This window comes from Legionella pneumophila subsp. pneumophila str. Philadelphia 1 (assembly GCF_000008485.1).
Classification (GTDB): domain Bacteria; phylum Pseudomonadota; class Gammaproteobacteria; order Legionellales; family Legionellaceae; genus Legionella; species Legionella pneumophila.
This window is the reverse complement of sequence record NC_002942.5, coordinates 2,610,775-2,623,886: the sequence shown is the minus strand read 5'-3', so window position 1 is coordinate 2,623,886 and position 13,112 is coordinate 2,610,775. Positions and strand designations below refer to the sequence as shown.

Sequence of the window (13,112 nt, the reverse complement as noted above, 5' to 3'; positions counted from 1 at the left end):
AGAAAAATACCAATGTTTAGCAATATTATTAAGGCGTAATATACGCCTTAATAAATATATGCAATTAGCAGATTAATTGTTAAATTAAGCCATAAATGATGGCTGAGATAGAAATAATGCCCATGACGGTAACAAATACGTTACTGATTTGATTGTTGTATTTTTTCATGGCTGGCACTTTAGCAATGGCATACATTGGCATGATAAATAATAAGACAGCTATGATGGGACCTCCTAATGTTTCAATCATTTTTAAAATATTAGGATTAATTGTAGCAACAACCCAACAAGTCAGAATCATAAAGATTTCAATGATTCTGTGCAGGGAATTCTTATTAATTGTTTTGCCTGTTGTTGATTTTAATGATTTAACAATAATTCCACTTAAACCTTCCTTGGCACCTAAATAATGTCCCAGAAAAGATTTTGAAATGGCTATGAATGCAATAACCGGTGCAATATAGGCCATAATAGGGGTATTAAAATGATTCGCCAGATAAGACAAAATGGAAATATTTTGTTGCTTTGCTTGCAAAAGATCTTGAGGTGACAGGCTCAACACACAGCTAAATACAAAAAACATCACAGAGAAAACCATCATCAAGTGACTGTATTTCATAATTAATGAGCTTTTCTCGTCAGCTTGGCTACCATATTGCTGCTTTTGATTCACAGCAAAAGATGAAATGATAGGAGAATGGTTAAAGGAGAACACCATCACTGGAATAATTAACCATAAAGTCATTAATAGTCCATGCCCTCCATTGGCATGTAAGGAATTGCTTTGGATAAAAATAGCGTTATTCCAATTTGGAATTAAATAAAGCGAAAGCAGAAATAGAATAGTGGCAAAAGGATATACCAATACCGACATCGATTTGACAATAATTTCTTGTCCTAAACGCACGATACCCATTAACCCAAGAATTAATATGATTGCTAAAAGAGCCCGTGGCGGAGGGGTAATTCCCATTTGATTAATCAGGAAACTTTCCGTGGTATTAGTTATTGCGACACTGTACATAAGCAAAATTGGATAAATCGCAAAAAAGTACAGGATAGTTAGCATCTTACCCGCAAATGAGCCAAAGTGTTCTTCTACAACATCGGTGATGTCATTGTGTGAGGACGAGCCTGAAAGGACAAAACGACATAAAGCCCTATGAGAATAATAAGTCATGGGGAAGGCCAGAATTGTCATAATGATTAAAGGCAAAATGCCATTAAGACCAGCATCTATAGGAAGGAAAAGAGTTCCGGCACCAATTGCTGTGCCATAGAGGCTTAACATCCAAATCGTATCTTGTTTTTTCCATTGTGATAGTTTTTGGTTGACTATCGGAGATACTATAGCTGCAGATTCATTTGATGACATGAAAAACATCCTCGTTTTAATACTAACTAATAAAATAGCGCCTCGCAGGTTGATCAATATTAACACTACAAAGACAATATTTCAACAATTGCGAACTAAATCATATCCAACTGAAATGAACAAAGCAAGAGATTAATTTAAGGTAAGGAGCGAGGAAAATGGCCTTGCCTTCTTAACAATTCATGAAGCTCATTCCGATCTTATTCTTTTAAATTGTTGCAAATGAATTCGTATTGTAATAAGAATGTTTCTCGAACCAGGTTTAATTAATGGAGTAGTTATGAAACGAATCATTTTGTTTATGATCGCTTGGAGTTTATTGAATTCAGCCTATTCTTCTCACTCACTTCCATCCCATGCCAGCATTCTCTTTACCCTTGCCAATACAGAGCGTAGTAATTCATGCCCGGCTTTGCTGCATAATGCAAAGGTCGTTGTTGATTATGACTATAACTTTGAGCGAAATATGGGACTAGCTCACTTAAGACAGTTGCAATCGACCAAGTGGAGCGAAACACTACATCCGCTCGGTTTAAGTAATTATTATGCATTTATGTCGGATATGAAGCCCAAAGCGGTTCAGATTGAAGGGGGAGAGGTAACCATTTATCGAATTATTTTTCATTTGTATAAAAATGGCGATAGCAGGATTTATCTTATGATTAATCAAGATGGCGAATGCATTATGAGTTCTGATGTTGTGAATGTTAATTTGTAAAGTAAATAGTATTAATTTTAATGAAAAGCTCTCAAAAACGGGGCTAGCCTTGGTCGAATGCCAAATTATTTATTGACCTTGATTTTGTTTTCTGCCCCTTTTTTCATGACAATGATGCTAATGCGCCGATTTTCAGGATTGTAGGGATTTTTTTTATCGAGAAGAATAGTGGAAGAATAACCTGTGACTGTCATAACTTTATTTTCGTCCATTCCAGCTTTTATCAATGCGCGTCTTGCTGCATTCGCTCTTTGTGCAGATAATTCCCAATTGGTGTATTCCAATTCTTCAGGATTATGATAAGGATTGGCATCGGTGTGGCCTTGAATAGTGATTTTATTAGGCACTGAATTGAGTAGTTTTGCGATGTTAGCGAGTATGGGTTCAATTTCCGGATTGATTTTATCAGAGCCTACATCAAACATGGGTTTTTTCTGATTGTCTATCAGTTGAATGCGCAAGCCATCAGACACAACATCCATCAGGAGTTGTTTTTTTAGGCCAGCAAGCGATGGATCTTTTTCCATACTTAAATTGATCTCTGATTTCAGCTCTTCAAGTTTTTTTATTTCATTAGCTTGAGATTCAACAATTTCTTTATCTTTTGCTATGCTTTCGTTGATTAAAGGTTTATTGGTGGCAGAAACCTGGCCATCTGTGTCTTCAATATTAGGGCCTCCTCCTTTAATCGTTGCTTTTCTATTCCCCATGCTTTCCCCGCCAAACAATGCCACTTTCATTGGCTGTTTAAAATACTCGGCAATACCCGCTTTTTGAGCTTTGTTTAATGAAGCAACTAACCACATGAGTAGAAAGAAGGCCATCATGGCCGTTACAAAGTCAGCAAAGGCAATTTTCCAAGAGCCTCCATGATGCTTATGATCATTTTTTTTAATTTTTCTGATGATAGGGGTATAGTGAGTGGTTTTTTCTTTTTTTTCCCGCTTGTCCTTTTTTTCCAGATCGTCGTTGATCGGATCGCTGATGTCGTTTATTTCGCTCATGGCTGTAACCTAACTGGATGTAGCTTCTGTTGCTTCAGAGTTTTGAGTTGTTGTCTGAGCGGTTTTGGCATTTTTTATTTCATCATTTAATTGATTAAATGAAGGTCTTTGCGATGTAAATAATACTTTACGGCCAAATTCAGTAGCAATAATAGGAGGGTTATTGTGCAAACTTGCCAGTATGGTAACTTTTATACATTGCAGCATCAATTGATTTTGATTGGCATTTTGTTCCATAGCAGTAGCGATAGGCCCAACAAAACCATAGCCAATTAAAATACCTAAAAAGGTTCCCACTAACGCGTGAGCGATTAAAACACCTAATTCAGAGGGAGGTAAGCTGATGGATTCCATGGTATGGACAACACCTAATACTGCTGCAACGATACCAAAAGCAGGCATGGCATCAGCCAGTTTGGTGATGGCATTGGCTGGGATCATTTCTTCTTCATGGTGAGATTCGATCTCCATATCCATCAAGCTTTCCAATTGAAAAGGCTGCATGTTGGAAGTGATAATCAATCTCAGGTAATCACAAATAAACTCTATTAAATGATGATTACTCATTAAATTGGGATAACCGGTAAAAATTGGGCTTTTATCCGGCTCGTCAATGTCATTTTCGAGCGACATTAACCCTTGTTGCCTTGCTTTACTGAGTAAATGGTATAGAAGGCTTAACAAATCATTGGAGGCTTGCTTTGCCGATTTTTGGCCGCGAAATGTAGCAGGCAGAGATTTTAGAACAGATTTTAAAACGGTAATATTATTACCAACGATAAAGGAACCCATGGCGGCCCCTCCGATTATCAATAATTCAACAGGCTGAAATATTGCGGCGAGATGGCCGCCTGTCAGGCTGAATCCACCAAATACACAGAGTAGTATTACAATATAACCTACTATAATTAACATATCCCTATCCTATAGTATCTAGTGTCCAATTAGTCTTGATATTTTTTCATAGTGTCTTTGGCAGACATGTCATACAGTGCTATACCTTCAGTCATTGGGACTGATTGATTCCAAGGCGATTTTTTGATCGCATTTTTACCATCATCATAACCTTTTTGAATGCGTTCATGAATAGATTTTTTGGAGAATTCATAATCTTTTGAAGACAATTCCGTTTCATCGTGCTCATATAAAAATCGAACCAGCGAAATAGCGGAAGGACGTCCCTTTTTAATACATTCCCTTATTTCAGGTTTTGATTTTTCCTCAGGAGAAATATGGTTTGATAAAATGTGAATTGTGTTTCTTAAATCATGAATTTCCTTGTGAAGGTTAATTAATTTTATAAACCGACTGGAAAATTCAATGTCTTTTTTACGTTTTAATACCTCATCCATTGAGGTGGGAACCATCCCAAAAGAATCAAACAAATGAATCATAAAACAAAGCATTTGCTTTTGATTATTATGATTCAGGATATAATTGACTGGTGAATTACTTGATATGCCACCATCCCAGTAATATTTACCATCAACTTTAACTGCCGGGAAGCCGGGAGGAAGCGCACCGCTTGCCATAATGTGTTCAGGTCCTATTTTTTGTTTATAGGAATCAAAATAAGTCATCATTCCACTACTTACTTCAACTGCTCCTACACTGATTCGGGTTAATTTATTGTTATTCAGACGATCAAAATCAATAAATTTTTCCAAACTTTTATGCAAAGGAGAAGTATCATAGTAACTTAATAAATCAGGGCTGTTATGCCAACCAAAATCAGGGGAAGGGAAACGAGGTACAAAAAAACCTGGCTGTCCCAAGAGTAAAGCGGAATGAGCAGCAATTAAATGTTGAATTTTCCGACTTATCTTATCATCGAGGAGAGTTGATTCATTGACTGCGGACGGAGTAGCTATAGACTCCCAAAATTGATACATTTTTTCTATCCGCTCTTTGTCAGAGTTACCTGCAGCAATCGCCGCATTAATTGCTCCAATTGAGGTTCCCACGTACCAATGAGGGTGGTATCCCACTTCATTTAAAGCATGCAATACTCCAGCTTGATAGGCACCCAAAGCCCCTCCTCCCTGAAAGCTGCATGCAATATGGCGATACTCAATCTGTCTTGCAGATTTTTTAGTTCGAGTCATGGTTGTTTACTCCATGAACCAACCATGACTGACTACCAATGATTGTCCTGTAAGCGCATTCGATTCAAATGATGCAAAAAATAAAGCGGTTTGTGCTACATCGTCTGTGGTGGTGAATTCCCCGTCAACTGTTTCTTTTAGCATCACTTTCTTGATGACATCTTCTTCACTGATGCCTAATTCTTTTGCTTGCTCTGGAATTTGTTTGTCAACGAGAGGAGTACGGACAAACCCCGGGCAAATGACATTGGCTCTTACCTTATGAGTTCCACCTTCCTTGGCAACTACTTTGCATAAACCCAATAGACCATGTTTGGCAGTAACATAAGGTGCTTTGAGTACAGAAGCTTCTTTGGAATGGACCGAGCCCATATAAATAATACTGCCGCCATTGCCTGAGGCATACATGTATTTCAAGCAAGCTTTAGTAGTTAAAAAGGCACCATCCAAATGAATGGCAAGCATTCTTTTCCAGTCTGAAAAGGCTAATTTATCCACTGATTCGATGATTTGAATACCGGCATTGCTGACTAAAACATCAACCCCTCCAAAGTGATCGGCTACTTTATCCACGCCCTGATTGACTTGTGCTTCATCAGTTACATTCATGGCAACGGCCATTGCTTGTCCGCCTGATGATTTGATTTCCTCTGCTACATGGCTTGCCTGATCAAGATTCAGATCAGCGATTGCTACCTTTGCCCCTTCTTTAGCATAAACAAGCGCAATTTCTTTACCAATTCCGCTTGCTGCTCCTGTAACAATAGCGACTTTATTCTTCAGTTTCATCTTTTACTATCCTTGTCATTGTTTTCCATGAATTGATTATAGCAATGGATTTTTAATAATGCCTTATTATTTGCTAACAAAAATCTTTGATGAATTGTTTAAGTTTTTTAGAGAGTTGTCTTTAAGGGAGGTAATTGCTTCTTTTCTGTATCATTTCACCAAGAGTTTTGGTTTTACCCAAATCAAGAATTATCCTGGCCCTTTCTCTATCTTGAAAAGACCAGGTTCTTATGATCGCTAAAATGATTAAGGAATATATTTAGTCGACTAGTCAGAATTAATAATAATAGGGGTAGCCACTGTAGTAATAATACTCACGTCTGTCTTGCTCTTGACCGATGGCACCGCCTACCAATGCACCAGCCCCTGCTCCAATTGCAGTTCCCAGTGCTGATCCTCCTGAAACTCCATAGCCAATACCAGCGCCTGCAGCTGCTCCAACTGCTGTTCCAACTTGAGTATTTGTGCAACCTACCATCGTAGTGGTTGATATCCCTATGAAAAACAACGTTGGTATAATCTTTTTCATAGTAAACTTCCTTTTGTAAGTTGTTGTCTTCATATCAAGAATAGTACAAAATAAGCTAAATATGTAAAAAATTTAAACAAATATGTATTTGGGATTGAAGATAATAATTGCTGATAGAGATTCCAGTTGACTAAAGTGTTATATAAAAATTTACTCGGGTGTCTGTTTTCCAGTAATATACGATCATGGATCATTAATTTTTGAGGGCAACATGTTCAGTGGAAGTATAGTAGCCTTGGTAACCCCCATGCGAAATGATAGCGTCGATGTTCATCATTTGCGAGAACTGGTTGAATTTCATATAGCTAAGGGAACTCATGCCTTGGTCGCAGCTGGCACGACTGGTGAGGCTGGTACTTTATCACATAGCGAAAAACTTTTGGTCATCAAAACAGTCATTGAACAAGCAAAAGAAAGAGTGCCTGTGATTGCAGGTACTGCTATGAATGCGACCAAGGATTGTATTGAACTAACCCAGCAAGCTATGGAATATGGGGCGCATGCTGCTTTAATCATGACACCAGCCTATATCAAGCCTACTCAAGAAGGATTGTATTTGCACTACAGTCATATTGCCCAATCCGTAGCGATTCCGATTATTTTATATAATGTTCCCGGAAGAACAGCCTGTGATATGTTACCTGAAACGGTAGCAAGACTGGCTAAAATTTCGAATATAATAGGAATAAAGGAAGCAACCGGACAGATGACTCGTTTACAGCAGATTTTACGGTTATGCGAAGGGAGCATTGATGTTTACAGTGGCGATGATTTGACAGCTGCCCAATGGTTGTTGGCCGGGGCTAAAGGTGTTATTTCAGTCACGGCTAATGTGGCTGCTAAATTGATGGCAAAAATGTGTGATTTGGCAATGGATGATGATCAAGCAGGATGTTTGCGTATTCAAGAGCAATTAATGCCTTTACATGAACTTTTGTTCGTGGAGTCGAATCCAATCCCGGTAAAATGGGCTATGAACAAAATGGGATTAATTGGAGGGGAATTAAGATTACCGATGACGGAGTTGTCTGAAAAACATCATCAGGCTTTGGAAAAGGTGTTGAAGAATTTAGAGTTGATATAACTGAGGGTTTTGTTGTGAAAAAATTGAGTTTTATAGTCTTGGCAGCACTGGTACTAACAGCATGTAATTCTCGTTATGCCAGTAATGGAGAAAATTTATATTTACAGAGCCGTAATGGCGAAGCTTTGGTAGTACCACCTCCATTGACTAGTGCTAATATTAGTAATTTTTATGATTTACCTCAACAAACTCAGGATGCGCGGGTGAGTATAGCGCCTCCGGTGGAAGATATCACAACTTCATAAGGATTCATCATGTCGCCATCAGAATCAGGAGAGTTGTCAATAATACAGGAGTTGTCTCAGCGTATCGTGGAGGCGCAGCGTCAAATCAGGATTCTTGATAGCATCAAATGGGATGAATCAGTAAAGCAGGAATTTTTTAAGTTCAAGGGAAAAAAACTTCCTTCTATTGATAAGGCTTATTATGACGGTAAGCCACTGCCTTTTAAAGTCAAAGACAAGCAGGAAGAGTTTCGTATTATTTTGCGTGACGCACAGAATCAATTAGGGCAATACTCCACAGTAACTCGCCTAATCAGACGTCAATGCGAAGAGTATAGCCGCGCAGCCCAGATGTTATCTTTGCGGGGTACCCCTTCATTTAGCGAAATGGCTATGGAATTATATGGTAGCCCGGACGATGTGTTTTATGTGGGTGGACCGCGTATGTGTGAAATGGGTTCCCTGCTATTTGATGTATTAAAGAGTCTCCAGGTCCAATTGCAATCTCAAGCTGATATCAAGCGCTACACTCCGATACAGGCTCAGGAAATTTTACAGGAGCGATTAGGAAAGTTTTTTGACAAGCATCCTGGCCGAGTGAGTGTTATGGTCAGCGATGATATGATTGCTGACGCTTCTGCTGGAGCTGACAGCATCAAATTAAGTCAGAACGCTATGTTTAGCGATAGAGATTTACGCTATTTGGAAGTTCATGAGGGCTGGGTTCATGTGGGAACGACTCTCAATGGAGCCTTGCAACCGAATTGCTTTTTCCTGTCAAAAGGTTCTCCTTCCAGCAGCGTGATTCAGGAGGGCTTGGCAGTTATTACTGAAGTCGTGACATTTTCTTCTTATCCAGGTCGGATGTTGAAAATTACAAACCGGGTGATTGCCTTGGATAAGGTGACTCAAGGGGCAGATTTTATTGATATTTATCGCTATTTCCTGGAGTGCGGATTGTCAGAAGAAGACAGCTATAACCAGTCCGTACGTATATTTAGAGGCAGCACACCGACAGGTGGCCCATTTACCAAGGATTTATCCTATGCCAAGGGATTTGTATTAATTTACAATTACATACGCTTTGCTATAGGGCAGAAAAGAGTCGACACAATCCCACTATTATTTACCGGCAAGCTGGTTTTGGATGATTTACCTTTGCTAGGTGAATTAAAAGAACGCGAGATTTTAACGGATCCAGTGTATCTTCCACCTCCTTTCCAGGATTTGGCTGCATTAAGTGCGTGGATGAGTTTCTCTCTGTATTTGAACCAGTTTGATTTAAATGAAATTCAAAAGAATTTTCGATTTTTGTTGGTTTAAACATTAATGAGTTTGCATTTGGCCAAGAGTAAAGGGATAGTCGTGCCTGCAACGGGCATAGGCTCCGCCTATTTTGGCCGGATTTGGGTGATAGGCATAATGAGTGGCATTGTAGTTACAGCAAGGTACTGAGCTGATAAAACATCCCCGTTTGGCATTCCATACAAGGCCTGTTTCAGTTAGATCCAACGTTCGCCCATCAAAACAGACATACCTGGGTTGAGAGGCCTGACCGCCAACAATACAGCCTTGGGCATAGGTGAGGTTTGTTAGAATTAACCCACAAAGAATTATTTTTATTCTCATTCTATTCACCTTATCCTTGCTATACTTCTAATTATAAAGCTAGCTTAGGTTTTCATCTGTGGTATTAATATCGGCAAAATTTAAGGATAACTTAAGTTTTTTGGCTTAAAATGAACACATAATGATTCTCGAGGAGTACATCCGTATGGCCAAAAATAAAGAATTTTTTGATGCGCTGGAAGAAATTGCGGAATCAGCAAAAAATGATGAAACTCTTCGTAATGAGCTTGCAAAAGTTTTAGATGATATATTGAAAACTGATCCCTCTGATCCTGAAGCTTTTAGAAAGATAGTAGCTGAGCATCAGGAGTTCTGGGATGAGCATGATCCTAGCTTGATGGAGTTTAATGAAGGGCGTTTTTTTGGTAAGAGTAGAAAACAATATTTGAAATCAGATGATTTTTTAAATTCTACAGATCCAACCTATAATTTTCAAAAATTACATCAATTTGCTGCAGAACAACGAGTCAAACTCGGGTTAGAAAAATCAGATACAGACACTTTAGTTGCTATTTTAAAAAACAATCCTGAAGAGTGTAGGGCTTATATCGAATCCAAAAAGCCTGGTTTGGGTAATTTTAGTGAAGGAAATGTGCATGGTTGGTTAAAAGAAGAATATACCCCGACAATTCCTCCGAAAGCTATTAACAAATCTACTGGTGTTTTATCTGATGAAGCGATCAAAAGAATTAAAGAACAAGCTCGTGACTTGTTATTGCTTAAATTGATTAACAGTTCTGGAAATACTCAATTATTAAAGGATTTGCGTGATGCCATGAGTAAACCCGAGGCTGAACGTGCTGCGAATGCCTTGGGTTTTCCTACTGAAGGAAACGGGGTATTGTTTTTGAGTAGAGAAGTAGTTGATGCTCTGGAAGAAAGGGTTGAAAAACTAGAACAGGAAGCTGCCAAGAGAGGATTTGATAGTTATGTCCAATCATTATCTCACAATGCGCTATTAGCCAAAAAAAACGGGTTAGAAAGTACGACAGCTGCAGGGTTTAAAAACAGTTTGGATGAACCTTATAAAACGTACTTACCGGAGTCGGAATGGGAGAGAGCCCAAGGAGTATTGGGAGCTCGTTATCTTCAAGCGGTTTTATCATCAGGCACCCAAAATCTCAAGGATGCTCTCAATGCTAAAGATGCCAATGCATTGATTACTGAATTAAAAAAACCTGCCCTCTTGGGACCCCATGACTACATTGATAAAGCGGTGACAGAAGAAAATTTAGGCTCGCTCAAAAAAAATATGATGAAGAGCTTTATTAATAATATCAAGGATGAAACAAATTTAAAGGCCTTGGATGCTTTAAAAGCATTAGACGGGGCTAAAAATTTGGATAAATTTAAAGAGGTACTCGGGAAGTTAGGTATTACTCCAGCGGATTGGGTGAAAGACACCGATTTGAAAGATATGAAGCAATGGGCAAGAGCTCGCCAGTTTGAACTTGAAATAAATAGAGTGTCTTCTTTAGGCAGCGGGGCCCATTCGAAATTAATGAGCACATTAACTAAGCTTCCAGTCGAAAAACAAAGAGAGATTTTGGCCAAGCCACAACAATTACGCCATTTAATGAACGCTTATGAATCTCATGTAGCAGAACATTACCTTGGGAAAAACGCATCCGGCATTGCAGAGCTCTTGACAGAGAATAAAAGACTCGAGGGATTTAGGGCTATTCACAATGCCGAGGTAGCCAGGGTTTTGGCTAATTTTAAACCCGAAATCACTTTAAATGATAAGCAAGTTGCTGCTATTAATCAGGCATTAACCACCGCCAATTCTAACCCCAATACCTATACCCAGGCCACCGACTATAAAATCTTGATTGATGCGATTAAAACTCAATCTGGCTCGGTAAATCAAAAAGATTTTTATAATGCATTTAATTTAAACGATGATGGCAGAGCTTTTACCAGCTCAACTCCTCGAAAAGATGAGATGAGTAAGCAGCAACAACATAACCAACATATATATGCTGAATACAACAGTACTTCTAATTCAGGTAATAAAAAATTATTAGCTGTCCTGTTGAGTATAGAGAAACCTGTCACCTTTTCCAAAGATATAGTCAATCGGTTTTTACGTCCTCTGAAGGATAGCGAAACTCCTCAAGATTATGCTGATACATTATTTGGAGAAAATCCAACTAATCCGGCAAATAAAAAATTTAAAGACGATTTGTTGCGGGAACTTACACCAACTGTATTTAACGAGATAAAAAATGATCTCAGAAAACAGGAACTATTAGATACCAATCCAGCTCATGTGATGACAGCAATCAAAGCTCTGAGTACTGAATTAGAGTCTATTAAAGGAATCACAGGACCAATAAGAACAAACGCAGATAAGTTAAAGTTTATCAATGATATCGATCCGGTTCATTTATACAATCCAACCTTTCAGGGTACCGCCAGATCGAAAGCAGCTCAAATGAAAGAAAGATACGAAGGTTTGTCCAGGGATTGTGGACTGGTTGTTGATCAATTAAGGCGTCAGGTAGTCGCTCTCGAAGGTCATTTGAAGAGTCTGCCCAAAGAAGGTGAATTTAAGGCCGCTGGCTTGACCCTGGAGCAAAAAGCGGAAATCAAAAAGTTGCGTACTGATTTGGAAGCCGAATTGAGTGCGGTGCGCGAGGATTTGGATTTTTATAAAAAAATACAAGGAAAGTTAGAGACTATTGTAAAAGAAGTGGATGTGGCAGCCAAAGGGAAGATGCATTACTACTACAATTCTGAGGGTATCAAACGCCATCCTCCTGTTTCACGTGATCAGATACCGCCATTACCCAATGTTCCTAATCCTTCTCTGAGATCGAGTACAACCGCTACTACTGGGTCTAACGGAAGGATACAAGAATTTCTTGTTGGTGAAAAAATACCGGAAGGGCAGATTGTTGTCGTTGATGTATCTCATAAAACAGCACCGAAATCCGGTGCTCCTGTGGAAACGATAGGACGGTATACTCAGGATAACAATGTTCCTGATCAAGTAACGAGCAAAAAAGGAGAAATAAGCAAGGTTCCCGGAAGTAAATTTGAGATTTTACAATTCCCGACCCAAGTTCCACCTCCAAACCCTCCAAGTGGAGATCCTCTGGTAGAAGCTAAAGTCAATTTTTCCATGGCGATGGCGGCTGATATTTTAGCGAGTCTGGATAGTCCGCCAACCAAGGATAAACCGATACGATTACGCGGATCTAATCCCGAAGAACTGGAATATTTGTACACAGCCCTGGTGATCCTTGGTGAAAAGAATCCAAAATTCAAGTTTAACCGTGATGCGATTGAGGTGAATTCTGCAGTATTCCATCCGGATAATGTGAAAGGACGGTTGTGGGGATTTAGCAGCAATTCATTATATAGTCAGGTATTTACTAACACAGGATTAACAGAGACCCAGAATATCATACAGTCTAAAATAAAACATATGCAACAAATGACTGATGAGAAATTTAGTCCTCAGAAAGAAAGAGAAAAAGTGGATTCCAAAGTACAAGAGATTACTGATAAACAAAGCAAGATGAAGAAGGAACTGAATCCGGTGCATAAAACAACTGAAAGAACCATTGAACAAGAAGGACCTGCTCCTGAAAGTCCGAGTACAGGGATGCGTAAGTAAATAATAATGACTTTGGCTCTCATTTTTGGT

12 protein-coding genes are annotated in these 13,112 nt (G+C 38.9%); 5 read left to right on the top strand and 7 right to left on the bottom strand.

Annotation, left to right across the window (positions count from 1 at the left end; all coding sequences use genetic code 11):
* Positions 1 to 79: 79 nt before the first annotated feature.
* Positions 80 to 1,375 carry a serine/threonine transporter gene (locus LPG_RS11660; protein ID WP_014842281.1) on the bottom strand — a complete coding sequence of 432 codons (1,296 nt, stop codon included), beginning with the start codon at positions 1,373 to 1,375 and terminating at the stop codon, positions 80 to 82.
* A gap of 280 nt (positions 1,376 to 1,655) precedes the next feature.
* Here LPG_RS11660 and LPG_RS11655 point away from each other — a divergent pair, with 280 nt between their 5' ends.
* Positions 1,656 to 2,093 carry a hypothetical protein gene (locus tag LPG_RS11655; protein WP_015444141.1) on the top strand — a complete coding sequence of 146 codons (438 nt, stop codon included), beginning with the start codon at positions 1,656 to 1,658 and terminating at the stop codon, positions 2,091 to 2,093.
* Between the two features lie 65 nt (positions 2,094 to 2,158).
* On the opposite strand, the gene motB is transcribed toward LPG_RS11655, so the two are convergent.
* The 5 genes from motB to LPG_RS11630 form a co-directional block, all read right to left on the bottom strand.
* Positions 2,159 to 3,097, bottom strand: a complete 939-nt coding sequence (motB, locus tag LPG_RS11650) for a flagellar motor protein MotB (protein ID WP_010948025.1) — start codon at positions 3,095 to 3,097, stop codon at positions 2,159 to 2,161.
* Positions 3,098 to 3,106: 9 nt separating this feature from the next.
* Positions 3,107 to 4,012 carry a flagellar motor stator protein MotA gene (gene motA / locus LPG_RS11645; protein ID WP_010948024.1) on the bottom strand — a complete coding sequence of 302 codons (906 nt, stop codon included), beginning with the start codon at positions 4,010 to 4,012 and terminating at the stop codon, positions 3,107 to 3,109.
* 29 nt (positions 4,013 to 4,041) lie between these two features.
* Complete coding sequence (locus tag LPG_RS11640; protein WP_010948023.1) at positions 4,042 to 5,202, bottom strand: patatin-like phospholipase family protein; 1,161 nt, start codon at positions 5,200 to 5,202, stop codon at positions 4,042 to 4,044.
* A gap of 6 nt (positions 5,203 to 5,208) precedes the next feature.
* Complete coding sequence (locus LPG_RS11635) at positions 5,209 to 5,991, bottom strand: 3-hydroxybutyrate dehydrogenase (RefSeq protein ID WP_010948022.1); 783 nt, start codon at positions 5,989 to 5,991, stop codon at positions 5,209 to 5,211.
* Positions 5,992 to 6,268: 277 nt separating this feature from the next.
* The gene (locus LPG_RS11630; RefSeq protein ID WP_016357005.1) at positions 6,269 to 6,520 is read right to left on the bottom strand and encodes a glycine zipper domain-containing protein; all 252 of its coding nucleotides are present in this window, start codon (positions 6,518 to 6,520) and stop codon (positions 6,269 to 6,271) included.
* A 211-nt stretch (positions 6,521 to 6,731) separates the two neighbouring features.
* Between LPG_RS11630 and dapA the strand changes: the two genes are divergently transcribed.
* From dapA to LPG_RS11615, 3 genes are read left to right on the top strand one after another with little or no spacing between them, the layout of a single operon-like run.
* Positions 6,732 to 7,604: a 4-hydroxy-tetrahydrodipicolinate synthase gene (gene dapA, locus LPG_RS11625; RefSeq protein ID WP_010948020.1), complete on the top strand. Its 873-nt coding sequence runs from the start codon at positions 6,732 to 6,734 to the stop codon at positions 7,602 to 7,604.
* A 14-nt stretch (positions 7,605 to 7,618) separates the two neighbouring features.
* Positions 7,619 to 7,849 carry a hypothetical protein gene (locus LPG_RS11620; protein ID WP_011216206.1) on the top strand — a complete coding sequence of 77 codons (231 nt, stop codon included), beginning with the start codon at positions 7,619 to 7,621 and terminating at the stop codon, positions 7,847 to 7,849.
* Between the two features lie 9 nt (positions 7,850 to 7,858).
* Positions 7,859 to 9,151: a flavohemoglobin expression-modulating QEGLA motif protein gene (locus tag LPG_RS11615; protein WP_010948019.1), complete on the top strand. Its 1,293-nt coding sequence runs from the start codon at positions 7,859 to 7,861 to the stop codon at positions 9,149 to 9,151.
* Positions 9,152 to 9,154: 3 nt separating this feature from the next.
* On the opposite strand, the gene LPG_RS11610 is transcribed toward LPG_RS11615, so the two are convergent.
* The gene (locus LPG_RS11610; RefSeq protein ID WP_010948018.1) at positions 9,155 to 9,457 is read right to left on the bottom strand and encodes a hypothetical protein; all 303 of its coding nucleotides are present in this window, start codon (positions 9,455 to 9,457) and stop codon (positions 9,155 to 9,157) included.
* Between the two features lie 121 nt (positions 9,458 to 9,578).
* Between LPG_RS11610 and ceg28 the strand changes: the two genes are divergently transcribed.
* Positions 9,579 to 13,082, top strand: a complete 3,504-nt coding sequence (ceg28, locus tag LPG_RS11605) for a Dot/Icm T4SS effector Ceg28 (RefSeq protein ID WP_010948017.1) — start codon at positions 9,579 to 9,581, stop codon at positions 13,080 to 13,082.
* Positions 13,083 to 13,112 lie beyond the last annotated feature (30 nt).